Here is a 25,320-nt window from a genome sequence, read left to right on the forward strand (position 1 = left end):
TTGATGGTTAATAATATTGAATATCCGCCTAGCGCTACTCACTCTTTTACTCCCTTTAAGCCAGATGGCTTGGAGCGATGCGCGACAAACCAACCATGTGGCCGTCAGTGAGGAAAAAGACAAGCACAGCGTAAAAAAAATTGTTGTCGTCAGTAATCCTATTTTTGACGAGTCCGACGAAGATGCATTTTTTATCCACGATTGGGCTAACTATCTGCACATTAACACCCGCGAATCGGTCATCATTAATAAGCTAGCCTTTAAAGAAGGCGATACTGTCTCAAAAAAAGATCTGGCGGAAGCACAGCGGATCCTGCGAAAAGAAGCGTATTTACGCGATGCAAAAATCACCTTTACCCAACAAGACAGTAGCAGCGATGCTCAGCCACACGACAAAGAACAAGTCGTCTTAGTTGAGACTTGGGATAACTGGTCTTTGTTACCGACATTTAGCCTTAGCCATAGTGGCGGAGAGAGTAAGTTTTCGGTGGGATTAAAAGAGGATAACTTACTCGGTTACGGCATTCGCACTCGCTTAAGATACTCCTCAGATGATGACCGCAGCGGGTATAAACTTGCCGTTGAAGCACCGCTAGATGGCTTTATTAAGCACTCCACTGTCGCGGTCGACTTTCATGACAATAGCGATGGCCAGGCAACGCAGTTTACCTTCAACAAGCCATTTTATACCCTCAACACCACTGACATGTATGGCCTAAATTACATTGATAATTTACGCACAGATACCATCAAGCAAAATGGACAAGATATCAGTGAGTTCGCCCACCAAATTGATTACATCAATATTCAATATGGTCGGCGTATCACCCTCAACAAAAGCTCTCGCAGTCGACTACTGTTTGGTCTGACCCAAGATAAGCACCAGTTTGACCATGTGGACGCCTACCCCGATGTCGCCTTGCCACAAGATAGAGACTTTCTCTACCCTTGGTTGGCGTATGAGTACTTAGATGATGACTTCAGGGTGCTTAACAATATTCACCTTATTAGCCATAACGAAGATCTCAACTTAGGCTGGCACCACTTTATTAAGCTCGGGTTTGAGACCCAAGATTTAAATAACCAAGACCCACTTGGATATCATCTCAGCTATTATGGGTCCCGTGGCTACCAAAAAGATAACCACTTAACCTTACTGTCACTTAACGGTGACGGTGTGTTTGCCACTGCGCAGCAAGATCGTTATCGACTGACATTTACTGCGGAGTATTTTTATCATATTACCCCTAAATGGACCTCCTACAGCAAAGTTCGTCTCACAAGTTCGCGTAATAATTATCTCGATCAACCGATGACATTAGGCGATGAAACTGGAGTCAGAGGCTATCCCAACGACTACCAACACGGTGATAATCAATGGGTATTAACCACTGAAATTCGTAACTATCCCAATATCAATTTATATCAACTGGCCGATTTAGGTTGGGCGGTGTTTACCGATTTAGGCGAAGCAAGTGGCGGCGAATATCAAACCAATGCTATCGACGGGCCAATTGGTAGTGTTGGCATTGGCGCACGCATCTATTCATCTCGCTCAAGCTATGGCAACGTCGCCCATATTAACTTTACCGTTCCCTACAAAACTGGCCCCAATGTCGATAAATGGGAGTGGCAATTCCAAGTAAAACGCCACTTTTGAACAGTTTTCCTTTGCTACAGAGCTATATATCGGCTTGAATTTGCTATTTTTTTATGCCAATGCGGGACGAAAAAAGCTGCGCTCATAGCTGATAATACACTGAGTTTGCTCAGCATAATCAATCGCCTTTTGACAATCAGAACAAGCTAAAGATTGTCGGCGATAGACCTCATAAGCCGCCAAACTTTCAAATGTAAATAAAGCAAGCGCGACGTTGTTTGCCCCTTCAGATGGTAAAAAATAGCCATTGTGTGAACCGCCAAATTGTTTAACCAGTGGAATCCACATTTTGGCGTAAACTTCAAATTCAGCTAATTTTGTCGGGTCAATAATATAACGAACATAACAAGTGACCATGATAATACTCCCTATTTATCAATAACTTTGATTAACGCGCTGCCCGCTGGCCTTTTAGTAACAACAAAATAAAGTACAAGCCGCCCACCACTGACACCACAGTGCCAGCAGCGATTTGCGATGGGTAAACCACGTTTTGACCAATCCAATCAGACAAAATCATCAGCCCAGCGCCCATCATGGCTGCAACAGGAATTTGCTGTTGTACTTTCTTTGCCCCCAACATCACAGCCATATGAGGCGCGAGCAAGCCAACAAATGCCACAGGCCCCATCGTCGCGGTGACAAAAGCACACAACAACGCAACACAACAAAGCAGCAATAAAAATGCTCTAGGTACGTTCAGTCCCCGTGCTTTAGCAAAATCACGCCCGGTTGAAATCAAGGTTAACCAGCGTTGAGTTGCCATTGCAAATCCCACTAACAGGCCTATGCCGAGTAACAACCACAGCGCGGATGATTCTGCCACGCGATACGTCGAACCTGCCAACCAACTTAAGATGGTATAGGACGTTTCATCACCCCGCGCGAGAGCAAACTGCACTAAGGCTTCAATCAGCGCAGTCAATGCGATACCGGTCAGGATTAACATGGATGGTGCAAACTGATGACGACGCCCAAGTAGCAACAACAGCCCTAACACGCCCATACTGCCTGCAAATGCAATGAAGGGGGCAGCGTCAAAAATATTCAAGCCAATAAACACACTACCAGCAACTAACGCACAAGTTGCGCCAGCTGAAATACCAAGAATATCTGGACTCGCCAACGGGTTGTAAATCAGCCTTTGCAGCAATACCCCTGCTACAGCGAGTCCGGCTCCCGCCGCTAAGCTCGTGACCAGCCTTGGCCATTGTATTTGCCATTGGAAACTGTCTGGCAGTTGCCATTGCCATAACACCTCGGTGCCTTGAGTGACTTGGCCAAACAGTAGCGACACCGCAGCTAATACGACGACAACGAGCGCCATCAATGCCACACCTGCTGTATTCATGTGATAGCGACTTTTAGGCATCGCAAATGAAAGCTGATCTTGTGCGGTTAGCTTACGGCGAGTAAACCAGATAAGCGCTGGCGCGCCAATCAATGCCGCTGCGGTGCCAGAGGGAACCACATCAAAGGTTAACATACTCATGGTCATAGCCAGTGCATCGGTCGCAACCAGCACGGTTGCACCAAGTAGCATACTCAGCAATAGCTCATCCTTGGGAGTACGTGCACCAAGTTGGCGAGCGATATTCGGTGCCAGTAAGCCAATAAAACTAATCACCCCGACAGTGGTGATGGACACAGAAACCAACCAAATCCCTAAGGTAAACAGTCCTAGAATGGCCGGAATAATGTTTAACCCACGCGCTGCCGCGCCAGCTTGTCCCATACGAAGTAGCGCTAAAATGCGCGGCGCAAACAGGAAAATGAACACCGCAACTAGCAATTTAGGCCATAACCATTGTACTTGTTGCCATCCATTTTGGGCGAGGTCGCCAGCCCCCCAAATAAATAGGTTTTTAGCGTATTGGTCATTAAGTAAAATGATCGCGGTTGCCACCGCTCCCAATAAAATATTCACCGCCATACCGGCTAATACCACAGGTAAACCAGATAGATTTTTCATCCCTGCAATTAATATGACCAACCCTAAAGTCAGCATCGCGCCGACAGTGGCTGCAATCGACGCATAATCGCCCACCCAAGTGGGGAACCAGACGTTCATTACCACTAACGCCAACCAAGCTCCCGATGCAGTACCTAACGTCATTGGCGATACTAGCGGGTTTTGGGTCAGCTGCTGCATTAAGCTACCGACTAACCCCAACACCGCCCCGACCATCAAGGCCATAACGATTCGCGGCAGCTGCGCGTCGACAAACATGATGGCGTCGAAATCTGTCGCTAATACACTGCGGTCACCAAAATGACTAAACAGCTGCCATTGCTGAGCTAAGCTAATTTGGGTATCGACTTGCGCAGATACACAACAAAACGCCACCAGCAACAACAGACAAAAACCATAACGGCTCATGGAGAAACTTATCATGGTGCCTCCACTGGTGCCGCGACCGCGTTTGGCGCTATCGCTAACAAACTCGTGGTGAGCGCCTCGGCCATATACTCAATTGACACTGCACCACCATAGTTCCAAGCAGAGGCCACCGCATTCATTCGGCCATTACGTACAAAAGGCATGGCATTCCACATGACACTTTGTGCCAGCTGAGATTGTTGAGCAAATGGCTCAAAGTACAATGCCACCCCCTGGTCAATATGCCGCAGGTTCTTTAATCTCTGCTGCTTAACGCCCCATTGAGTTGCACTTTGCGCAATCGCGGGCTGTATCCCCAATCGCTGCAAGGCATATTGTGCTGTGGAGTTATCACCATATTGGTAAACAGACGTCAAACTGGCAAAACGAAACGTAGTGACTTTTGGCAGCTGACCATTGTAAGCCTCTAATAACTGGGTCTTTAACTGCAGTAATTTTTCATCCATCTGCATGAGGCGTTGTGTCGCCTGCTGTTCTCGTCCCAACAGTTTGGCAATATGTTTGAAATTATCGATCGCCGCTTGAGCATTGTCGTGTTGTTCACTGTAAGTTTGATAAAACAACACTGGGGCGATTTGCTGTAAGCGCGGCATTAAATCTAACTGCGGTGATGCAATAATGATCACATCAGGCTTCAGTGCCGCTAGTCGTTGTAAATTAGGTTCAACCCGACTGCCGATATCCATAACACTGTCAGGCACTTTAGGCTTCATCACCCACTCTCGGTATTCACCGATATCAGGCATCGCAATGGGAGTAACACCTAAGGCAAGCACTTGTTCAGCAATATCCCAATTGAGCGCCGCGACCCGCTGTGGTACCTCAGCAAACTGATGTTGACCTTGGCTGTCCTGCACTAACAAGGGTTGTGCGTAGCTATCAAAGCTAATAAACAGGTGTAATAGCCCCGCCAATAGTAGCGCTATGGCTGCTCGACTTAACATACAATCGCCACCTTGTGCGGCTGATGTGGATGATCCACTAATGTCACTGGCGTGGCATAAAGATCAGATAAGCGCTGCTCATCTTGTAGTAGTGCCACATCACCATTAAACGCGACTTTACCGCCTTTTAGTGCCACAATTTGTGTGGCATAACGCAGTGCAAGGTTAAGGTCATGCAGAATAACGATGACACCTTTACCCGTGGCTTTATTTAATCGGCTCAGTAGATCCATCAGTTGATATTGATGTTGAATATCCAGTGCAGAGGTCGGCTCATCCAAGATCAATAATTCAGCCTGTTGCGCTAACAACATTGCCACCCATGTGCGTTGGCGCTCTCCTCCGGATAATTGGTCCGCTAAGGTATCTTTAAACTTGGTCACACCGGTTTCTGCCATCGCCTCGGCAATAATTTGCTCATCTTCCTGACGCCAACGCCCCAGAGTACCGCGCCAAGGGAAACGGCCTAACCTAACTAGCTCAGCCACATTGAGCCCAGCCACTTCAGGAAGCTTTTGTGGCAAATATGCCACCGTTCGTGCTAACGATTTAGCCCCATAGTTTGCTAACGCTTTACCTGCTAACGTGACTTGGCCGTGCTCAGGTTCAAATTGATTGGCTAGCAAATTGACCAAGGTAGACTTACCGGAACCGTTGTGACCTAACACCACGGTCAATGCATGGGGATCAATGCTTAAATCTTCAATATCTAAAATAGTTCGCTGCTCGCGGATCACTTTGACATTTTTCAATTGGTACATGAATTACTCTTTATTTGAGCCGGGGGCAATTGGCACATTTGCTACCGCTAGCAGTTTTATACACAGCGCAACAACTGGTGCGCTGTAACACTAATTGGTTAGCGCAATTACGACGTACAGTGTCGAGGTAGTCATTAGATAACGACATGGCTTCAAGCCACCAAGCAATGTGTTGTTGTAGTTGTTCAGGTGACATCTCAGGGTGAGTTTGTTGTAGCAACAACAAGCGAGTGATTAAGGTATCAGCTAACAGTGCATCGGTAAATTTAGGCCGACAGCGAACCGATTGATCAAGTTCGACGCGATAATGGTCGAACATGGCCCGTAGCTGCTTGCCCGCTTGCATCACCAACTGCTTAATTGAGCCACTGGCACATGCGGTGCAGCTAAAGCTAAAACCGGCAACGACTCCAGCGCAATGACGTTGCTGCATCTGCTGTAAATTAGGCAGAGCCTGGCATTGATAAATGGCGGTGACGGCTAAATACAAGGGCTGCCAAGTCAGTAAATCCCAACTTCTGGTAAGCCAATAACTGCGACCTGCCTCTGGCGCTTGCTGTTGTAGATGATGATGAAGCGACTTGATCACTTCAAGGTTGGAGTCACTACCGCGAATTGGCATTGCATCAGGTTGCACATCAGCTGTTGCTATCGCCTTAAGGTAGGGCGATAACTGCTCACAGTGTTGGTAAATCTGTTGAATAACCTGTTGTGTCATTGTTCACCAAACGCATTAAGCGGTGAGGATTACTCACCGCTTAATCAATACGTTAGAAATTGTACTTAAAGTTGAGTTCAATGTTGCGCTCTGCGCCATACCAGCAGTTCACTGAATCATAGCAAGTGTAATACTCTTCATTGAACAGGTTGTTGGCAACGAGGTTAACACTCGCACCTAGCAGGCTACCGCTTAGTTCACTTAAGTCATACCCAAGCGATAAATCAACTAAAGTGTAGGATTCAACCGTATCAGTGTTCATGGCATCCATCTGCATTTCGCCGACATAGCGGACACCACCGCCAATGCGCAAACCGACAAGGGCGCCATCATCGATATAGTAGTTTGACCATAGAGAAGCAGCATGCTTAGGCACATAAATAGGCTGAGTACCTTGCAGACCGTTGCCAGCATCTTTGGTAATTTCCATATCAATGTAGGTATAGTTCAATGCAACATCAAAGTTATCAGTCATATACCAATGACCCTCAAACTCTGCACCACGGGATTCAATTTCACCAATTTGAAGCTTGTCACCCCAAGGATCATCAGGGTTCGCCATCAGTGCATCACTTTTAACGATGTTAAAGAATGAAATCGCCGCAGTTCTGCTAGCATCATCTGAGCTATATTTTAAACCAAACTCAAATTGCTCACCCATCTCAGGCTTGTAAGTTGAGCCGTCTGTTTTAGTCCCTGCAACTGGTTCAAAGCTAGTGGCGTAGCTAATGAATGGTGAGATGCCGTTTGCAAATTCATACATGGCACCAACACGATAAGAAAACTCTTGCTGATCGGCTTGAGTTTTACTCGCACCATAATCATCAGAGTAATCACTTGAAGAGGTGTAATCATCCCAACGACCACCAAAAATCATGATCAATTGGTCAATACGCATTTGGTTCTGGAAATACACACCAAGCTGCTCAACCTTAACATCGTCAGTTGCATCGTAAGTGGAAGACAACTGAGATGGGTCGATCATGTCATTGTTTGGATTAAAGATATTGAACGTACCAAATTGACTTGTAGTGCCATACTCAGAGTAGGCCGATACGCCGTCCAACTTTTGATAGTCCAAACCAAACAACAAGTTATGCTCGACATTACCCGTCATGACTAAGCCAGACAGTTGGTTATCAATGGTGTAACCCGTTGAGCTTTCTTCGGTGCTATAGATATTACGATCTAGGTTACCTGTCGTTGGATCAAAATTATCCGCAATATGATAGGTATTTTTCTGAGTAAGCGATGCATCCATATAGCGGAAGTTCTGTAGGAATGACCAGTTATCATTGAAATCATGATTGATCTTATACCCAGCTAATACGAACTCACGCTCAAATTCAGACCAGTTCTTGTCGCCAGCAAAGGTTGATAGACTCGTACTGCCATTGGGGTTGTCATAAATCATCCCAGAAGCGGGTAATGATGAGTTCATTCCCATAGACGGATCATTTTGATAGTACAGATTAAAGTTCACATAAGTGCTGTCAGAAATGTTCCAGTCAACAGAAGGCGCAAACACGAAACGCTCTTCTTTAGTATGATCAACTTGACCATCTTTACTGCGCGCCAAGGCAATAATTCGATAAGAGAAATCACTATCACCAATCTGTCCAGTAGTATCAATTGACGCTTCTTTTAGATTATGCGAACCGGTTGCGACATTCAGCTCAGTGCTGCTGGTGCTTTGCGGTGTTTTAGCAATCATATTCACCATGCCGCCTGGTGGCATAGAACCATAAAGCACAGATGTTGGGCCCTTAAAGACTTCAACCTGCTCTAAAGCAATTGGATCAATTTGGGGTTGCAAGTTCCAACCATTGAGATATTGCAGCACTAGACCATCATAGTAGCTTTGGTTGACATCAAAACCACGAATATTAAAGGTGTCATACATGGTGACCGCACCACCTTTTTGCTCTGTGGTCACCCCTGGCACATAACGTAATGCTTGGTTAAGTGATTTAACGCCGCGCTCTTTCAGTAGTTCACTATCAATCACTGTCACACCTTGCGGCGTTTCCATTGGTGTTAGGGCGGTTTTGGTTGCTGTATTACGGTATGCATGACCCAGCACCGTAATCGTTTCCATTGTTGGAATCTCCGCTTTGAGATCCTCGTTTTCAGCTGCCACGACTTGTGCTGAACAAGCTAACGACACGCCAACCGCTGTGGCGACCATTGTTAACTTAAAAGACTTGTTGTTTGTTGCTGAGACCATACCGCCCTCTTTACCCGGTAAACGTGTCCAGAATTAAATCAACCTGAACACTAATGAGAATGATTATCAAGTGCGGATGATATACTGTTTCATTTGCTCACATTTAACAATTTGGTGCATCAACCGAGGAAAGTGATCGTAGAAGCTTCAATTCGAGAGTGGAATCACAATTTTTTACGTGGCTGTGTGACAGGAATGACGGGTAACCAATACTCCATTTGACTCGGTTGATGGCCATGTAGAGCCAACTCACCGTAACACTCTAGCTCAAAGCCATTAATGCTGTCGTAGCCTGAATCAGGAAGCCATTCACATATCAACCACTCCACTAGCTGGCTAAAACCGCTTAATTGTCCCTGATAAGAAACCACCGCATATTCTTGAGCTGGAATCGCCAAGCGAGATAAACAAGATTGGCTTTGCAGCTGTTTAAGTTGAGCCAGATAATCTAAGTGCACATTTAATCCTGCCCAATACTCAATATGTTGCTGGCTATCATGGGTTAGTCGCGTATCAACCACCCCTATCATCTGCGCCTCCAAGCCATCAAGCTGCGCCACTTGTGATAATAGCTTCTCCCAAGTCAAAGGCACTTGAGTGTAAAAATCGGGTTTTTCCGCGAGCACGCCTTGCAATGCGGTAGACAAACCGAAAATAGCAAAAGGCTCACGGTACTCTATACGTGTCTGTAAAAATGCATGGTCAATTTGATTACTGCGGCCAATTTGAATCGGATTACGTAGCCCGACTCTAATACCACGGCGTCGATAAGCACTGGGACTGAGTCCAAAAAATTGCTTAAATGCACGACTAAAACTCACCTCCGATGCAAAACCATGTTGATAGGCAATATCTAACATTCGTCCATCACTTTGCAGTACCGTATCGGCGGCCAAGCTCAGTTTTAATTCGCGCACATATTGGGCAACATTCAGCCCAGTTTGTTGCTGAAAAATGCGTTGTAGCTGCCAGCGAGAAACACCACAAACACGCGCAAGATCGTCCAATGTTAACGCTTGCTCTAAATTGTCATGGATATATGCCAATACTCGCTCGGTGCGAGTAAAAGGACTTTGACGTGTCATGCTGTTTCCTACGCTAGTGCTTCCTTAGATAAGCTACGCTATATAAGATTTTTAGCAAGTTCCATCGCATGTAATGCATTGCGCTGAAAACTCAAAATCATCACTCTCCCATGGCATTATCATAACCAAGACCGTAATACCAATCGGCATATTAATAGCTTAATTGACCCAATAAAAAAGCCGCCATAAAGGCAGCTTTATCTGAGTGCGGCTCGCTATCGAATCATTAACCCTGTAGGTACTGAGCATGAAAACGAAGGTGATTCTCAATAAAACTCGCAATAAAGTAATAGCTATGATCATAACCTTCTTGCATATTGAGAGTTAATGGATATTGGCTCACCTTAGCCGCCGCCACTAATACTTCAGGTTTTAATTGCTCGGTAAGGAAATCGTCTGCTTCCCCTTGATCAACTAAAGCTGGCACAAACTCTGTGGCCTGACGCATCAGCAAACTTGCATCATACTCAGCCCAAGTGCTGGTATCACGGCCTAAATAAGCAGTAAACGCCTTTTTGCCCCAAGGACAATTAACCGGATTAACAATTGGACTAAAAGCCGATACCGACTGATAGGCATGAGGATTTTTCAGTGCAATCGTTAATGCGCCATGGCCACCCATTGAATGACCTGCAATAGCGCGCTTTTGACTGACTGGGAACATAGACTCAATTAATTGCGGCAACTCATTGACCACATAGTCATACATTCTGTAATGACGATTCCAAGGCGCCTGTGTGGCATTAACATAAAAACCGGCACCTTGGCCTAAATCATAACCTTCGTCATTGGCGATATCATCGCCCCTTGGACTCGTATCCGGTGCGACTATTGCGATGCCTAATTCAGCGGCAATGCGTTGTGCACCAGCTTTTTGCATAAAGTTCTCATCAGTACACGTTAATCCTGATAACCAATACAGCACAGGAACCTTATCACCCATAGCCGCTTGAGGCGGTAGGTAAATGGCAAACCGCATCGCACAATTTAGTGATGTAGATTGATGGGTATATTGCTTATGCCAACCACCAAAGCTTTTGTTAACGCTGATGTTCTCGACGGTCATAAAGGCGCGTCTCCTTTAAAAGATTAACTTTCTCCGCTCAATGAGTCGGATAAATGAACCAAATAAAACACAACAAGCGCAGTTAAGCGCTTGTTGACTTACCCCATGACGTTATTTGTCAAAGTGAATCACAGTACGAATACTTTTACCTTCATGCATCAAATCAAAAGCATCATTGACTTGTTCAAGCCCCATGGTGTGGGTGATAAAATCATTCAACTGGAACTCTCCAGCCATGTAGCGCTCAACATAATCAGGCAACTCTGAACGTCCTTTAACACCACCAAATGCACTGCCCTTCCAGACTCGCCCAGTGACTAGCTGGAATGGACGTGTTGAGATCTCTTGACCTGCACCTGCAACACCAATAATCACTGATTCACCCCAACCTTTGTGACAACACTCAAGTGCACTACGCATGATATTCACGTTACCAATACACTCAAATGAGTAGTCAACACCGCCATCTGTGAGTTCAACAATTACTTCTTGAATCGGCTTGTCGTAATCTTTAGGGTTGATGCAGTCAGTAGCACCCAATTTACGGGCCAAATCAAACTTACTTTCATTGATATCAATGGCAATAATACGAGAGGCTTTTGCCATAGTGGCACCAATCACCGCTGATAAACCAATACCGCCCATACCAAAGATGGCAACAGTTGAGCCCTCTTCAACTTTTGCAGTGTTCATCACCGCACCCATACCTGTGGTAACACCACAGCCGAGTAGACAAACTTCTTCAAGCGGCGCTTCTGGATTGACTTTAGCTAAAGAGATCTCAGGCAATACCGTGTATTCAGAAAACGTTGAGGTCCCCATGTAGTGATAAATAGGTTGACCGTCTTTAGAAAAACGCGTGGTGCCATCGGGCATCAAGCCTTTACCTTGTGTTTCACGAATTTTCTGACATAAATTGGTTTTGCCAGACTTACAGAACTTACATTCACCACACTCTGGGGTATACAGTGGAATAACATGGTCACCTACTTTTACACTGGTAACACCCTCACCCACTGATTCAACAATACCGCCACCTTCATGGCCCAAAATACAAGGGAAAATTCCTTCAGGATCATCACCAGACAGCGTGAATGCATCCGTATGGCATACGCCAGTGGCAATCATTTTTACCCGCACTTCGCCTTTTTGTGGTGGCATAACATCCACAATTTCCATCGAAAGCGGTTCACCAACGGCCCAAGCAACTGCGGCTTTTGATTTAATCGTTTGTGCTGTCATCTTGTATTCCTACTCTTATATAAACTGGAAAATACGGTGTATTACCGCAGTGGGTATGGCTAGAATTATATCGACCTATTGAAACTTGATAATCCTATCAATAGGTAATTAACTTTTTCCATATAGTAATAATCTTTTGCGTGCAGTACCTCCAATAAGCGGTACTGCACGCTGTTTGTGATTCTCAATATCTACCGCAACTGACTATCTTTGCTACCGCGACGGTTAAATAACTGCTGTTTGGCTTTATCGCGATCTAACATGTTCTGGCACTCAATACAGTAACGAACACCCACAACGGCTACTTGCCTCGCTTTTGGGATGGGCTCGCCACACTCCTGACAGAACGCCAGACTGTCGCCTCGATTCAATAAGTTTCTTGCTGCTGCAACAGCATCATCGATACTGCTATCAATCTGCTCTTGTACAGCGCCGTCTTTCGACCATCCTCCCGCCATGTAGTCACCTCTTTATGGCAATCGTATCGCTCAATGGCTCGGTAGCTCGACTCATAACCAAAGTCATTAATCTATAGCCTAGTGCAGCTCATTCGTCGACAAACACTGAACATATTTCATCTGATTCAATAAAATCATCACTGTGCTCATCAAGCGATGATCGTAAAACTTAAGGTCATTATATTTATTCCTATATAAAAGATAATTAGCTTAAAATGAAAATATCTTTTACCATTTGGTAATAATTAACAGCGGTATTTAGGGGGCATAGCTATGTTTAATTGGGAAGGCGTCAGTGAATTTGTAGCGGTTGCTGAAGCTGAAAGCTTCACTAAAGCATCACAACGCCTCGGCATTTCTACAGCCCAAGTCAGCCGACAAATTAGTGCATTAGAAACCCGGCTTGCAGCAAAGTTGTTTCACCGTACCACCCGCAAGGTTTCAGTCACCGAAGTCGGCCGTATCTATTATCAACATTGTCGCCAAGTATTAGATGGCTTAGATGAAGCTGAACGCGCAATCACCAATTTGCAAACCACGCCTAGAGGGTTGTTAAAAGTCACCGCCCCTGTAACCTACGGGGAAATGACCTTAGCTCCCCTAATTAACGATTTTGCAGCGCTATACCCTGAACTTGAAGTCAAACTCAATCTAAGCAACCAAAAATTAGATCTAATAGATGAAGGCTACGATTTAGCCATTAGATTAGGTCACTTAGAAGACTCAAGCATGATGGCAAAGAAACTCAGCAACCGTACCCAGTATGTTTGTGCAGCGCCAAGCTATCTCTCTACCTACGGGATACCTCACTCACTATCAGAGCTTGATCAGCATAACTGTTTAATTGGCACCATGGACTACTGGCGTTTTCAAGAGAGTGGCAAAACCAGAAATGTACGAGTAACTGGCACGTTAAGCTGTAATAGTGGCCATGCATTAGTCGATGCCGCAATCAAAGGGATTGGTATAGTGCAGCTGCCTGACTACTACGTCTTACCCTATATTGACAATGGCCAACTAACACCATTACTTGAGCAAAACCGTCAACCCAAAGAAGGTATCTGGGCACTGTACCCACAAAATCGTCATCTATCACCTAAGGTACGTATATTGCTTGAGCATTTAAGTACTGCACTAAAATAGATGGCGTCAAATATTTCAACCAGATTTGACCTTTAGCTTGGGCTATAGGTCAAGTCAATAAATACAACTAGTTAAAATTACAAAGAAAGTTAACTTACCCTCTATATCACCTAGCAATTATTACCAAGTAGTAAAAGTTATTTGCGTTTTAAGCCAATTGTTCCCGATATAACAATAACTATAATCTCCACCCTCTAAGCCAGCAGTCGGTCATACCTATCGTATCCCCAACAGATTCATGGCTAATTCAAATTACATCTGCATCCAAGGATGCCTAAAGGAGTGATTATGTCTCGTATTGTTATAGTTGGTGGCGGCGCAGCCGGACTTGAAATCGCAAGTCTGCTAGGCCGCAGTGTAAATCGCCAAGATGAAGTTATTTTAGTTGAAGGCGAAACCCACCACTATTGGAAACCTCGGTTTCATGAAATCGCCGCAGGTACTTTTGATACTGATTTAGATAGCCTTTGCTATTTCACTCATGGCGCACAAAACGGCTACATGCATTATCAAGCTTGGATGACCGATATCAATCGAGCAAGCAAACAGCTAATTGTTCGCAAACCAAACGGCGAAGCAGATCAAGTCGCCTACGATTATTTGATCATTGCCGTCGGTGCAATCAGTAATGACTTTGCAACTCAAGGTGCGATTGAACACTGTTTATTTTTAGATACGCCACAACAGGCTCGAAATAACTGGCATCATATCAGCAACTTACTACGTTCAGGCCAAAACCGTACGGTGAATATTGTTGGTGCTGGTGCGACGGGCTTAGAACTTGCGGCTGAACTGGCAAAAGTCAGCGAAAAGCTAAGCCGCAACCCTTATGCTGCAAAGCTAAACATCAACTTAATTGAAGCTGCAGACAGGGTGCTGCCCAACGGCCCAATAAAGATGTCAGAACAAGCCCTACTGAGACTAGAGCAATATCAAGTCAATGTCAGACTTAACACTCGTATCGCAAGCGTAGAAGCAGAACGGATGACGACGGTAGATGGCCAAATACTTAATGCCGACATACAATTTTGGGCAGCAGGCATAAAAGCACCGGATTGGCTGAATGAGATTGGCGGCCTGCAGAGCAATTCGCTTAACCAACTGGTCGTTGAACAAACGCTAGTAACCACCTTTGATTCATCTATTTTTGCTCTCGGCGACTGCGCTGCAATTCCCCAAACCGATGGTCATCAAGTGCCACCTAAAGCACAGGCAGCCAATCGTGCAGCAGTACATTTAGCAAAGAGCCTAACAGCTTATTTGAAGGGTAAGCCACTTAAACCTTTTATTTACAACGATGGCGGTATGGTCGTTGCAATCGGACACAATTTTGCAATCAGTACCATGATGAATGATAAGTTGATCTTAAAAGGGCGATTAATCCGCCGCCTATACGATACAATTTTCCGCTTACACCAAAAAACCGTTAGCGGTTACTTAACCATGTCACGTTTGATTATTTTTAAACGGCTAAAATGCCTATTAAAACCTGCATAACTACCGAGCATTACACCATGCCCATTTGCCTTTTAGGTAATTGGGCTTTAATGCTTACCCTAAGCTAAAACTTTAACCCATTCACACTTAAACAAGCTCTATCACTCCCATAACTCGGCTTCACGATTACATTTTTATTTACAGAAACTAAATATCGACTATATTGTATACAGAATATTTTATCCCCACCTTCTCTCCAACAAAGTGGAAGACTCGGGCTGGTAAAGCAGTTATTCATTTTAACCTACATATTTGTGGGTTCAGGAGTAAAACAAACTAACCAAAATTGATAATAAGAGTAACTAACAATGAAAAAACACATTAAAATATCCCTTTGTGCAGCAGTTATCAGCACTTCTTCTCTTGCGCTAGCAAAACAACCCGAATTTAGCCAACACCATTGTAAAGCCGAAGAAATTAACGCTCAGCACTATCGGAACTTTCCCAGTGCATTGCGAGAAGCTCAAGAACGCCACGCAACTATCGGTCAACATCTGCAATCCAGAGCGAAATCGCAAACAGATGCTTTTAGCACCGCAGACTTTTCCATTTCAGCAGATAATGAAACTCATCCAGACTACATCATCCCTGTGGTTTTCCATGTCTACGGCACCATCCACAATGGGGATACTGTCAACGATGCGATAATCATTGATGCACTGAATAAAACCAATGCAGACTTCCAAGGAAGAACCGCTGATTTTGCCGATATTGATTCTGAATTTCAGTTAGTTAAAGACACTTTGAATATTGAATTTCGTCTCGCAACAATAGATCCAAATGGTAACCCAACCTCTGGCATCAACTATTATCCGGAATCTTCTGGGGCGGGTAACTACTCCAGCTCTGATGTTAAACGCGATCATTGGGATAATTATCGTTATATGAATGTGTATATTCAAAACGACCTCTATGCAGATGGTGTAACCAATAACTCCGGCGTAGCTTGGTACCCTGATACTGGCATGTCAGATGATGGCTTAGCACGTGTTGCATATAATGGAGCCTACCTAGGAACCAATACTGATGAAAACTTCCGATCGGTTCTCACCCATGAATTTGGTCACTTCCTCGATCTGATTCATACTTTTGAGGGAGGCTGTAAACGTGGAGCAGAACGTCGCTGTGCAATCACCGGAGATAATACTTGCGATACGCCTCAACAGAACAGCTGGCAGATGAACCCTGGCGACGGCGGTATTCTGAACTGCATGGGTCAAACGATTAATTGGCAGAACTTTATGGCGTATTCCGACCAATATGCCAACTACACCCGACAACAAGTAGACCGTATGATTAACGGTTTAGCTAGCCCCTCAAGAGAAACCCTGTGGTCGGCGACAAACCTCGTTGCCACAGGCGTAGCTAATTAATCTTACATCATCGGCGGAAAATGGGACTACATGCCTACACAAGAACAAGCTAACGATTAGCGAGACGCCATAAAGCTAATGAACGCTTTAACTTGAAATAGCCAAAACAAAAGGCCCCACATTACTGTGAGGCCTTTTATTGATAATTTGGTGAATTGGCCGATAAGCCGCCACGCCTTGATCGAGTGTGGAGTGGACAGTTATTCATCTAATCCTACAATCGCTGTTTGTAAAAACAAAAAAGCTCCCAACATTGCTGTTGAGAGCTTTCTCGATAATTTGGTGAGCTGGCCCCACGCCTTGATCAAGTGTGGAGTGGACAGGTATGCATCTAATCTTACAATCGCTGTTTATAAAAACAAAAAAGCTCCCAACATTGCTGTTGAGAGCTTTCTCGATAATTTGGTGAGCTGGCCGATAAGCCGCCGCGCCTTGATCAAGAGGGGAGTGGGTAGTTATTCGTCCAGGCCTGCAATCGCTGTTTATAAAAACAAAAAAGCTCCCAACATTACTGTTGAGAGCTTTCTCGATAATTTGGTGAGCTGGCCGATAAGCCGGGTCCTGTCGTGGACAGTTATTCATCTAGGCCTGCAATCGCTCGCAGGCTCAAGCGACCTACCCGGTTCCAACGCGAGCAGCGCCATACGGAACCCTATTTGGTCTTGCTTCGGGTAGAGTTTACCTTGCAACGGACTATTACTAGCCGCCCGGTGCGCTCTTACCGCACCCTTTCACCCTTACCAATCCGAAGATTGGCGGTCTCCTCTCTGCTGCACTTGTCGTCGGTTTACACCGCCCAGGCGTTACCTGGTACCCTGCTCTGTGAAGCCCGGACTTTCCTCCCCGTTCATAAATGAACGCAGCAACTGTCTGGCCAACTCGGCGCGGATTATAGCCTAAGCACAAGCAACTCTCCAACACTTAATCCATACTGCCAAGGATAAATGTTACAAACCAATATTTAGGCCATGTTTGTAAAGAGCATTTTTCTTCAAGCCATGGATCTGAGCGGCTAATGCCGCCGCTTTCTTGAGTGGCAACTCTGCACTCAAAATGGTTAAGGTATCAATCGCTACTTGAGGTAACTGTTCAGTTTCTTGTGTCCTAAAGCCGTGACACATCAATACGATCTCGCCTTTTTGCTGGTTAGCATCAACTTCAACCTGCGCTAATACATCATGGGCTTCACCACTAAGAAACGTCTCAAAGGTCTTGGTCACTTCCCTTGCCATCACGATCTCTCTATCTGCACCTAGCGCGGTCACAATCGATTTTAAGCTGTGCACAATGCGATGAGGGGATTCGTAAAATATCAAGGTGCGCGGATCTTCACGCAATGCGGCTAACTTATCGAGACGGCCTTTTTCTTTAGCCGGTAAAAAGCCTTCAAATGAAAACCTGTCTGACGGTAAGCCTGACGCACTTAATGCGGTAATTGCCGCACAAGCACCTGGCAATGGAATGACCTTGTAACCGGCTTGACGGACTTGCGAAACCAAGTGATATCCAGGATCAGAAATTAACGGGGTCCCCGCATCAGAAATCAACGCCACCGACTGAGAGTCAGCCAACAGGTTTATGATGTCCTTTGCTCTGTCACGTTCATTATGATCATGAATCGCGATTTTTCTGGTTTCGATACCGAAATGGCTAAGTAACTTTCCACTGTGGCGGGTATCTTCACAGGCGACTAAAGACACCTGATTTAGCACATCCAGTGCCCGCTGAGTAATGTCGGCTAAATTGCCAATCGGTGTTGGCACAATGTAAAGTGCGACCGCTAGGTCCATATCTACCTCGGTATTCATTGTCACAAGACTTTCGTCAAGCGTAAGAGAAGGTTAAACTACGGACAGCATCTTACCAGAGTGAAGCCCTGTGTTAAAAAGACTGAATTCAACTAAATTTATCTCGGTCGCGTTATTTTCGTTAGTCTTATTTGGCTGCGCGACAACTAAAGCACCAGAAAAACAGGAAGTTAAAGAGATTTCGCTGGTGAGCGCTCCCTTACCTGCCAGCCAGTATTTGGCCGATGCGGCCAAACAAACTGACGCACAAAGACGCGATAAATTAATGCTGTTAGCTGCCCACGCTTTCATTAATCAAGGCGATAGTGGTAGCGCGCGCAAAACATTGGCCTCAATAAAGCCAACTTTAAGCCCCAATCCAATGCTTCAAGCCGAACATCTCTACTTGTCTGCGCGAGTATTGGAAATGACTTCAACCTATGATGACGCGCTGGCATTACTTAACTACCCAAAACAGTGGTCACTCCCTGATTGGCAATGGGTTGCTTATTACCAATTCAAAGCACATTTGTACCAGCTAACCCATCAGCCAATCGAGCAAGTTCGCCAGCTGAGCTTGTTAAGTCAGCATCTTCCACCTCAGCAAGTCACCGAGGTGAGTGATGAGATTTGGCAGATCTTACAACCCATGCAAGAAGAAACCGTATTGGCATTTAGCCAAGACAGTGACAACCCTATTTTTGCCGGTTGGTTACAGCTAGCCTATATCGCCAAACATTATGCGGTTGACCCAAACCAATTGATCACTCACTTAGGTGATTGGCAGCGACAAAACCCGCAGCACCCTGGCGCAATAAAATTACCCACAGATCTTGAAAACGCGCTTAACACTAAGCCCTATGCACCAAAAAATATTGCGGTGTTACTGCCGTTATCAGGCAAACGTGCTGCACTGGCTGACACAGTAAAGCAAGGCATTATTTCTCGCTACCTCGCTGATGCAGATGAGTCGGTCACGCTTAACTTTTATGATTCAGCCAAAGGTGCAACGGTTGCCTACGAGCAAGCTGTAGCGGCGGGGGCTGAATTTATTATCGGGCCACTATTACAATCTGAAGTGGAAGAGTTACAGCAAATACAGCATCAACAAAGCAGTGAACAGATTGAAACGGCACCAGCCACTATTCCACAATTATTTTTGAACCATATTGATAACTTTACGCCTAATAAAGACCAGTTCTACTTTGCGTTATCACCGGCCCATGAAGCAGCTGATGCCGCGCAAAAACTGTATGACGATGGGGTGACGACGCCACTATTGCTCGCCAGCAATAATGGTATTGGCAAGCGCATGGCACAGGCCTTTAACGATGCGTGGTTAAGCCTTACAGATAAGCCAGCTGAAATTCATTACTATGATGCTGGCGACGAAATGAAAGTCACGGTACAAAAAGCATTAGGTGTCATTGATAGTAAAGAGCGTATCGCCCGTATAAAAGCGTTACTGGGCAATAAGATTGAAGCGGACTTTCGCTCACGTCGAGATATCGACGCAATATATATGATTGCCAGCAGTCAGGATTTGCCTTTGCTGAAACCATTTATTGATGTCAATTTCAGTGTGTTTACCGATCCGGTACCGCTTTACACGACCAGTCGTAGCCGTATAGAGTCCAATCGCGCTCAATCGGTGCAAGAGTTAAATAACTTAGCCATTAGCGATATTCCTTGGCTATTAAAAGACAGCAATGAAACAGCGTTAGTCTCGGAATTATGGCCAAGATGGACCAATAGCCAAAAACGGCTCTACATTATGGGCTATGATGCATTGGAGTTGGTTAATAAATTAGCCCAGATGCGAGCTCTGCCTGGTTACCAATACAATGGACGCAGTGGTACATTGTCGGTCACTTTAGATGGCACGGTAAATCGCAAGCTCAGCTGGGGTCGCTATCAACGCGGGCGCTTGCGGGCGATGTAATTGAATACTCAAGGGCAACAGGGTGAAGTCACAGCACGCCAGTTCCTAGAACAACAAGGGCTCAGCTTCGTTGCCAACAATGTACGTTTTCGTTTTGGGGAAATTGACCTCATTATGAAACATCAGCAAACTTGGGTTTTCGTCGAAGTAAAATATCGCAAAACCAGCCAATATGGCGGCGCAGTTAATGCGTTAAGTCAGGCACAGATAGGACGTATCCGTAAAGCCGCGAGCGCCTATCTTCAACAACACAATATTCATGCGCCCTGTCGTTTCGACGTGGTTGCAATTGAAGCCAGTAACATTACTTGGCTTGAGAATGCTTTTTAGTGAATAGACTGATAATGCACTAGTCACTAAAGATAAAAATTTGAATTATATACAGGATTGTCCTTATGTTAGAACGTATCAAAGACAGCTTTACTCACTCTATCCAAACCAAAATTGACGCGTCAGAAGCGTTGCCTGAATCGATTGAAAAAGCCGCTGAGATGATGGTGCAATGCCTGTTAGGTGGTAACAAGATTTTGGCCTGTGGTAATGGCGGCAGTGCTGGTGATGCACAGCATTTTTCTGCTGAGCTATTAAACCGTTTCGAAGTAGAGCGTCCGCCACTACCGGCAATTGCCTTAACAACAGATACCTCTACTATCACAGCGATTGCCAATGACTACAGCTATGATGAGATTTTTTCAAAGCAAATTTTAGCCCTAGGGCAACCAGGCGATATTCTACTGGCTATTTCTACCAGTGGTCACTCTGGCAACGTGATTAAAGCTATCGAGGCAGCCCTTAGCCGTGACATGACGATTGTTGCACTAACAGGTAAAGATGGCGGCCCAATGGCAGGCTTATTAAGTGTTAATGATGTTGAAATCCGCGTGCCTTCAAATAGCACTGCACGTATCCAAGAAGTGCACTTACTAGCGATTCACTGCTTGTGTGACAACATTGACCGTACCCTGTTCCCACAGGACGAGCAAGCATGAGAAAACTGCTGCCATTAATCGCCATTGTTGCAATACTGCAAGGCTGCGCCGGAGCCGTAATGGTTGGTGCAGTTGGCGGTGCTGTAATGGTGAATGATGAGCGAAGTTTTTCAACTCAGCTAGATGACACAAATGCTGATTTTACCATTTCAAGTGCGCTGTCTAAGCATGACGATTTGCAGAATCAGACCAATATCAGTGGCATTAGCATGAATGGCAACGTGTTGTTGATTGGTCAAGCCCCTAACTCTATGCTGCGCGATAAAGCGGTAAAAGTGGTTCAGGAACTAAAGCTTGGTGGCAAAATTCACAACCAAATCCGTATTGGCAACCCGACGTCATTCACCACCCGTAGCAACGATACTTGGATCACCACTAAAGTAAAAAGCCGCATGCTTGGTACCGACGACCTTGATGTTACCCGCATCAAGGTGATTACCGAAAACGGTGAAGTGTTTTTACTTGGTATCGTTGAAAGGCAGCAAGCCGACCTTGCTGTCGATGTGGCACGTAATACCGCTGGAGTCCGCAAAGTCATCAAGGTATTTGAATACCCAAGCAGCTAACTCTGCTTGGGTTTACTGCCGACTTGTCACTTAAATTTTGGCGCTTAAATTTTGCTGCTTTAGTTATTGGCGCTCAAGGTTAATGATTTACGCTGCTTACTCTTCACCGTGGCCTTAGCAATTAACGGCAGTAGCAGCGACGGCAAGACCACCAACGCAACCCCTAGCCAACTTAAGCTATCAAGCCATTCATCAAACCATAACCAACCAAAGAACACACAAAATAGCAGTCCAGAGTATTCAGCGACAGCGATGTCGCTGGCTTGCGCGCGTCGGTAGGCCAATACACAAAGCCAGTGATAAGCTAATAGAAAAACATTGCTCAACAGGGCAATTAACAGCATTGGCCAACTCAGTCCTTGCATACCTTGATAAACGGCCACCAGCAACAATACCGGAATGCCTAGCAAGTTATAGGCAAGCAAAGTGACGTAGGCCGGTTCGGTATTTGGCACTTTACGTAATGCCAACTGATTGCCGCTAAATATCAACGCTGCCAGCAATACCACAATACCAAATATGCTCATTTCGCTGGGACGCAAAATGATCAATACACCGGCAAACCCAAGTAACGTAATAATCACTTTTTGGCGACTAATACGCTCACCCAACAGCCACCATCCCAACAAGATGATCCAGATAGGCGCGGTGAAAAACAGTGAACTTACCGTCGCTAGCGGCAAGCTCATTAAGCCCATGATCAAAAATAAGCCACCAATTGCACCACTATTTGCCCGCAGCATATGCAGCTGTAGGTGCTGAGTTTTAGGGCGACCGCAATACCACCAAATCGGCAGCAACATTAATACCGAGGTCACTTGACGGATCAATAGAAACGATGCGGCATTAGCATCATCAGGCAGCCACTTTATCGATACATCATAAAGGGCGCTAAATAGGTTACCACCAATCAAGATAAGTAATGCGATAACTACAGGTGTTTTCATTCCAGCACCAAATCGACAATTTTCTCGCATGATAACCAGCACAATTACCGGCGAAAAATGATGTTTTTTAATAAATAATGAATTAAATTCATACCATGACAGCAATCACACAAATGAATTCATAATGAGAAAATTGCCACCGTTACGTGCACTGCAGGTGTTTGAGGTTGCTGCGAGGCAGTTACACTTTTCTCAAGCAGCACAAGAGCTTTGCATCACCCAAAGTGCAGTTTCCCATCAAATAAAGTTACTAGAGCAGCACTTCGATACCGCACTGTTTCACCGTAAAGGTCGCGCCTTCTCGCTCACAGAACAAGGACAGCTGTTATACACTGAAGTCAGTAGGATTTTTAACGAGTTAAGTGACATCAACCAACAGCTGCTTGGTCAGCCTAGCGCTGCGATTCGGTTAGCTGTATTTAGCTCTTTTGCAGTGAAATGGTTGATTCCTCGACTGACAAGTTTCAGGCAATTGCACCCTGAAATAAAAGTGCGCTTAGATATGATCACCGAAGAGCCTAGCTTATCTGACAGCGTCGCCGACATGTTTATAACCGGTCAAAGTCAGCAGCAACATTATTTCCAACGCTTACTTCATAAAGAGCGTTTAATCCCTGTGTGTAGCCCACAGCGATTGGCCGAACACCCCATCCATAATGTCGACTCACTATGGCAACATCCCTTGCTGATCGTCGATGAAGGCCCGTTAGGCATGGATTGGCATAACTGGTCCAATGCAAACGCTATCGCGCTCTCACCCCATTGCCAACAGCACTTATTCAGTCATGTATTACTGGCAATAGAAGCGGCAATCGCAGGACAAGGAATCGCATTAGCTTCTGACTTTATGGTCGAGAGTGACATTGAAGCAGGCAAACTAGTGGCGCTTGAACTCCCCAGCGTTGAAACGGGATTTGAGTTTAATTTCCTCTGTAAGCAGCGACGCTTAAAAGAGCCTGCCATAGCCACTTTTAGTCATTGGCTATTTAACCAAACCCTATCGGTTCACTAGGGCGTGTTGATCTTTCAAGATGATTTTTGCAGCAGTTTGTGGGTTCTTTATTCAAGGCAGAGGCTTTGATATGTAGGTGGCCTACTTGATAAGCCGATAACGACGTAGAAAGAAGCCACAAACACTGCCCAGAGGGTTCGGCTGCAAGCGTTTTACTCTTTGTTGAGCAGTATTTTGCTTAGCGTGCTAGGCGGCAAACTGCTCGTCGCGATTAAAACGCTTGTATCTCGAACAAAATTTAACCGTGAAAGATCAACACGCCCTAGCATGTATTGAGCTTTGACACTGGAGCTCTGTTGCTGGAGCTTTCGTGCCTGAACTTTCGTGCTAGGGATTTCGCTAAGAAGCCTTGTAGAGATGAAGATACCTAAATAACGTGTTTTAGCGGCACCAAGCAGTGTGTTCCCTTATGGCGCTATGCAAAGGTGCCTTTTTCAAGCCACGATTTAAATAACAAAAAGCCGGCACTGGGGCCGGCTAGTGTTTGTTGCAAACAAGCAAATTAAACCAATAGGCCAATTTTCTCGTAAACTTGTTTTAGCGTCACTTCCGCTCTTGCCTGCGCTTTTTCAGCACCATCTTTCATCACTTGATCAAGGAAGGTTTGATCAGCTCTAAACTCGTTATAACGTGCTTGAAGTGGCTCTAACATTCCCACAACGGCTTCACCCGCTGCCACTTTAAGGTGACCATACATTTTGCCTTCAAAGTCAGCTTCAATACTGGCAATACTTTGCCCAGTCACACCTGACATTAAGCTCAGTAGGTTAGAAACCCCAGGCTTGTTCTCAACATCAAAACGCACCACAGGTGGCTCATCACTGTCAGTCATGGCTTTCTTAAGCTTTTTCATCACCGCTTTAGGATCTTCAAGCAAGCCGATGACATTATTACGATTGTCGTCCGACTTAGACATCTTCTTCAGCGGATCTTGCAGCGACATCACTTTAGCGCCTAACTCAGGAATAAACGGCTCAGGAATAGTGAAAGTTTCACCATAGGCGTTATTGAAACGCGTTGCGATATCTCGGGTTAGCTCTAAGTGCTGCTTTTGATCTTGGCCAACTGGGATCTCATTGGCTTGGTACAACAAGATATCCGCCGCCATCAAAACTGGGTAACCGAATAAACCCACATTGATATTATTCGCGTGCTTTTGCGACTTGTCTTTAAACTGAGTCATACGATTTAACTCACCCATTTGGGTGTAACAGTTAAGCGCCCAACTCAATTGTGTGTGCTGTGGTACCTGAGACTGAATAAATACCGTGCTCTTCTTAGGGTCAACACCACAGGCCAAATACAAAGCTAACGTGTCTAAACAAGCTTCTCTAAGCGCTTTAGGATCTTGTCTAACAGTAATAGCATGGAGATCAACCACACAGTAAAGGCAGTCATGGCTGTCTTGCATAGCAACCCATTGACGTAACGCGCCCATGTAATTACCAATGGTTAATTCACCAGACGGCTGGGCACCGCTAAGAACGATAGGTTTACTCATA

General features: G+C 45.2%; 22 protein-coding genes and 1 other RNA gene. 9 read left to right on the top strand and 14 right to left on the bottom strand.

All coding sequences use genetic code 11. The features are described from left to right. Positions 1-64 precede the first annotated feature (64 nt). On the top strand, positions 65-1,660 hold the full coding sequence (locus tag ACHUFW_RS19705) for a ShlB/FhaC/HecB family hemolysin secretion/activation protein (RefSeq protein ID WP_394205617.1): 1,596 nt from the start codon (positions 65-67) through the stop codon (positions 1,658-1,660). A 51-nt stretch (positions 1,661-1,711) separates the two neighbouring features. On the opposite strand, the gene ACHUFW_RS19710 is transcribed toward ACHUFW_RS19705, so the two are convergent. The 10 genes from ACHUFW_RS19710 to ACHUFW_RS19755 form a co-directional block, all read right to left on the bottom strand. Beyond that, on the bottom strand, positions 1,712-2,017 hold the full coding sequence (locus ACHUFW_RS19710) for an NIPSNAP family protein (protein WP_394205543.1): 306 nt from the start codon (positions 2,015-2,017) through the stop codon (positions 1,712-1,714). A 31-nt stretch (positions 2,018-2,048) separates the two neighbouring features. Further along, positions 2,049-4,055, bottom strand: a complete 2,007-nt coding sequence (gene fhuB / locus ACHUFW_RS19715) for a Fe(3+)-hydroxamate ABC transporter permease FhuB (RefSeq protein WP_394205545.1) — start codon at positions 4,053-4,055, stop codon at positions 2,049-2,051. Continuing rightward, positions 4,052-5,005: an iron-siderophore ABC transporter substrate-binding protein gene (locus ACHUFW_RS19720; protein ID WP_394205547.1), complete on the bottom strand. Its 954-nt coding sequence runs from the start codon at positions 5,003-5,005 to the stop codon at positions 4,052-4,054. Before ACHUFW_RS19720 ends, fhuB begins: the two co-directional genes overlap by 4 nt. After that, positions 4,999-5,766: an ABC transporter ATP-binding protein gene (locus ACHUFW_RS19725; protein ID WP_394205549.1), complete on the bottom strand. Its 768-nt coding sequence runs from the start codon at positions 5,764-5,766 to the stop codon at positions 4,999-5,001. Before ACHUFW_RS19725 ends, ACHUFW_RS19720 begins: the two co-directional genes overlap by 7 nt. A 10-nt stretch (positions 5,767-5,776) precedes the next feature. Further along, positions 5,777-6,484, bottom strand: a complete 708-nt coding sequence (locus ACHUFW_RS19730; protein ID WP_394205551.1) for a siderophore ferric iron reductase — start codon at positions 6,482-6,484, stop codon at positions 5,777-5,779. Positions 6,485-6,536: 52 nt separating this feature from the next. Next, a complete protein-coding gene (locus ACHUFW_RS19735; RefSeq protein WP_394205553.1) occupies positions 6,537-8,711 on the bottom strand; it encodes a TonB-dependent siderophore receptor in 2,175 nt (724 codons plus the stop codon). A 164-nt stretch (positions 8,712-8,875) separates the two neighbouring features. Continuing rightward, on the bottom strand, positions 8,876-9,796 hold the full coding sequence (locus tag ACHUFW_RS19740) for a helix-turn-helix domain-containing protein (RefSeq protein ID WP_394205555.1): 921 nt from the start codon (positions 9,794-9,796) through the stop codon (positions 8,876-8,878). 226 nt (positions 9,797-10,022) lie between these two features. Then, entirely contained in the window at positions 10,023-10,862 is an 840-nt protein-coding gene (gene fghA / locus ACHUFW_RS19745; protein ID WP_394205557.1) for an S-formylglutathione hydrolase, read from the bottom strand. Positions 10,863-10,973: 111 nt separating this feature from the next. Then, entirely contained in the window at positions 10,974-12,104 is a 1,131-nt protein-coding gene (locus ACHUFW_RS19750) for an S-(hydroxymethyl)glutathione dehydrogenase/class III alcohol dehydrogenase (protein ID WP_394205559.1), read from the bottom strand. Between the two features lie 191 nt (positions 12,105-12,295). Next, a complete protein-coding gene (locus tag ACHUFW_RS19755; protein WP_394205561.1) occupies positions 12,296-12,562 on the bottom strand; it encodes a DksA/TraR family C4-type zinc finger protein in 267 nt (88 codons plus the stop codon). Between the two features lie 273 nt (positions 12,563-12,835). Here ACHUFW_RS19755 and ACHUFW_RS19760 point away from each other — a divergent pair, with 273 nt between their 5' ends. The 3 genes from ACHUFW_RS19760 to ACHUFW_RS19770 all read left to right on the top strand — a co-directional run bounded on the left by ACHUFW_RS19760 (position 12,836) and on the right by ACHUFW_RS19770 (position 16,575). Further along, on the top strand, positions 12,836-13,705 hold the full coding sequence (locus tag ACHUFW_RS19760; RefSeq protein WP_394205562.1) for a LysR family transcriptional regulator: 870 nt from the start codon (positions 12,836-12,838) through the stop codon (positions 13,703-13,705). Between the two features lie 288 nt (positions 13,706-13,993). Beyond that, the gene (locus tag ACHUFW_RS19765; RefSeq protein WP_394205564.1) at positions 13,994-15,202 is read left to right on the top strand and encodes an NAD(P)/FAD-dependent oxidoreductase; all 1,209 of its coding nucleotides are present in this window, start codon (positions 13,994-13,996) and stop codon (positions 15,200-15,202) included. A 308-nt stretch (positions 15,203-15,510) separates the two neighbouring features. Continuing rightward, on the top strand, positions 15,511-16,575 hold the full coding sequence (locus tag ACHUFW_RS19770; protein ID WP_394205567.1) for a M43 family zinc metalloprotease: 1,065 nt from the start codon (positions 15,511-15,513) through the stop codon (positions 16,573-16,575). Positions 16,576-17,109: 534 nt separating this feature from the next. Here the strand turns inward: ACHUFW_RS19770 and rnpB are convergent. Both rnpB and rsmI read right to left on the bottom strand, forming a co-directional pair. Then, an RNA gene (gene rnpB, locus ACHUFW_RS19775) (RNase P RNA component class A) lies at positions 17,110-17,457 on the bottom strand. 65 nt (positions 17,458-17,522) lie between these two features. Beyond that, on the bottom strand, positions 17,523-18,365 hold the full coding sequence (rsmI, locus tag ACHUFW_RS19780; RefSeq protein ID WP_394205619.1) for a 16S rRNA (cytidine(1402)-2'-O)-methyltransferase: 843 nt from the start codon (positions 18,363-18,365) through the stop codon (positions 17,523-17,525). Between the two features lie 88 nt (positions 18,366-18,453). Between rsmI and ACHUFW_RS19785 the strand changes: the two genes are divergently transcribed. The 4 genes from ACHUFW_RS19785 to dolP all read left to right on the top strand — a co-directional run bounded on the left by ACHUFW_RS19785 (position 18,454) and on the right by dolP (position 21,859). After that, positions 18,454-20,304: a penicillin-binding protein activator gene (locus ACHUFW_RS19785; protein WP_394205569.1), complete on the top strand. Its 1,851-nt coding sequence runs from the start codon at positions 18,454-18,456 to the stop codon at positions 20,302-20,304. Continuing rightward, positions 20,305-20,634, top strand: coding sequence for a YraN family protein (locus ACHUFW_RS19790; protein ID WP_394205571.1), 330 nt, complete (start codon positions 20,305-20,307; stop codon positions 20,632-20,634). 65 nt (positions 20,635-20,699) lie between these two features. Further along, positions 20,700-21,293, top strand: coding sequence for a phosphoheptose isomerase (locus ACHUFW_RS19795; protein ID WP_028775275.1), 594 nt, complete (start codon positions 20,700-20,702; stop codon positions 21,291-21,293). Beyond that, positions 21,290-21,859, top strand: coding sequence for a division/outer membrane stress-associated lipid-binding lipoprotein (gene dolP, locus ACHUFW_RS19800; protein ID WP_394205572.1), 570 nt, complete (start codon positions 21,290-21,292; stop codon positions 21,857-21,859). The genes ACHUFW_RS19795 and dolP overlap by 4 nt, the downstream gene beginning before the upstream one ends. A 59-nt stretch (positions 21,860-21,918) precedes the next feature. Here the strand turns inward: dolP and ACHUFW_RS19805 are convergent, their stop codons facing one another. Further along, complete coding sequence (locus tag ACHUFW_RS19805) at positions 21,919-22,806, bottom strand: DMT family transporter (protein ID WP_394205574.1); 888 nt, start codon at positions 22,804-22,806, stop codon at positions 21,919-21,921. Between the two features lie 124 nt (positions 22,807-22,930). On the opposite strand from ACHUFW_RS19805, the gene ACHUFW_RS19810 reads away from it, so the two are divergent. Beyond that, a complete protein-coding gene (locus ACHUFW_RS19810; protein WP_394205575.1) occupies positions 22,931-23,818 on the top strand; it encodes a LysR substrate-binding domain-containing protein in 888 nt (295 codons plus the stop codon). A 502-nt stretch (positions 23,819-24,320) separates the two neighbouring features. Here ACHUFW_RS19810 and trpS read toward each other — a convergent pair. Beyond that, on the bottom strand, positions 24,321-25,319 hold the full coding sequence (trpS, locus tag ACHUFW_RS19815; RefSeq protein ID WP_394205576.1) for a tryptophan--tRNA ligase: 999 nt from the start codon (positions 25,317-25,319) through the stop codon (positions 24,321-24,323). Position 25,320 lies beyond the last annotated feature (1 nt).

Origin of the sequence: Shewanella waksmanii (assembly GCF_043643685.1) — a bacterium.
In the GTDB taxonomy this organism is placed as follows: Bacteria; Pseudomonadota; Gammaproteobacteria; order Enterobacterales; family Shewanellaceae; genus Shewanella; species Shewanella waksmanii_A.

Coding starts and splice junctions, on each gene's coding strand:
- ACHUFW_RS19705 (WP_394205617.1), top strand. CDS start 65: ATGGCTTGGAGCGATGCGCGACAAACCAACCATGTGGCCGTCAGTGAG.
- ACHUFW_RS19710 (WP_394205543.1), bottom strand. CDS start 2,017: ATGGTCACTTGTTATGTTCGTTATATTATTGACCCGACAAAATTAGCT.
- fhuB (WP_394205545.1), bottom strand. CDS start 4,055: ATGATAAGTTTCTCCATGAGCCGTTATGGTTTTTGTCTGTTGTTGCTG.
- ACHUFW_RS19720 (WP_394205547.1), bottom strand. CDS start 5,005: ATGTTAAGTCGAGCAGCCATAGCGCTACTATTGGCGGGGCTATTACAC.
- ACHUFW_RS19725 (WP_394205549.1), bottom strand. CDS start 5,766: ATGTACCAATTGAAAAATGTCAAAGTGATCCGCGAGCAGCGAACTATT.
- ACHUFW_RS19730 (WP_394205551.1), bottom strand. CDS start 6,484: ATGACACAACAGGTTATTCAACAGATTTACCAACACTGTGAGCAGTTA.
- ACHUFW_RS19735 (WP_394205553.1), bottom strand. CDS start 8,711: ATGGTCTCAGCAACAAACAACAAGTCTTTTAAGTTAACAATGGTCGCC.
- ACHUFW_RS19740 (WP_394205555.1), bottom strand. CDS start 9,796: ATGACACGTCAAAGTCCTTTTACTCGCACCGAGCGAGTATTGGCATAT.
- fghA (WP_394205557.1), bottom strand. CDS start 10,862: ATGACCGTCGAGAACATCAGCGTTAACAAAAGCTTTGGTGGTTGGCAT.
- ACHUFW_RS19750 (WP_394205559.1), bottom strand. CDS start 12,104: ATGACAGCACAAACGATTAAATCAAAAGCCGCAGTTGCTTGGGCCGTT.
- ACHUFW_RS19755 (WP_394205561.1), bottom strand. CDS start 12,562: ATGGCGGGAGGATGGTCGAAAGACGGCGCTGTACAAGAGCAGATTGAT.
- ACHUFW_RS19760 (WP_394205562.1), top strand. CDS start 12,836: ATGTTTAATTGGGAAGGCGTCAGTGAATTTGTAGCGGTTGCTGAAGCT.
- ACHUFW_RS19765 (WP_394205564.1), top strand. CDS start 13,994: ATGTCTCGTATTGTTATAGTTGGTGGCGGCGCAGCCGGACTTGAAATC.
- ACHUFW_RS19770 (WP_394205567.1), top strand. CDS start 15,511: ATGAAAAAACACATTAAAATATCCCTTTGTGCAGCAGTTATCAGCACT.
- rsmI (WP_394205619.1), bottom strand. CDS start 18,365: ATGGACCTAGCGGTCGCACTTTACATTGTGCCAACACCGATTGGCAAT.
- ACHUFW_RS19795 (WP_028775275.1), top strand. CDS start 20,700: ATGTTAGAACGTATCAAAGACAGCTTTACTCACTCTATCCAAACCAAA.
- dolP (WP_394205572.1), top strand. CDS start 21,290: ATGAGAAAACTGCTGCCATTAATCGCCATTGTTGCAATACTGCAAGGC.
- ACHUFW_RS19805 (WP_394205574.1), bottom strand. CDS start 22,806: ATGAAAACACCTGTAGTTATCGCATTACTTATCTTGATTGGTGGTAAC.
- ACHUFW_RS19810 (WP_394205575.1), top strand. CDS start 22,931: ATGAGAAAATTGCCACCGTTACGTGCACTGCAGGTGTTTGAGGTTGCT.
- trpS (WP_394205576.1), bottom strand. CDS start 25,319: ATGAGTAAACCTATCGTTCTTAGCGGTGCCCAGCCGTCTGGTGAATTA.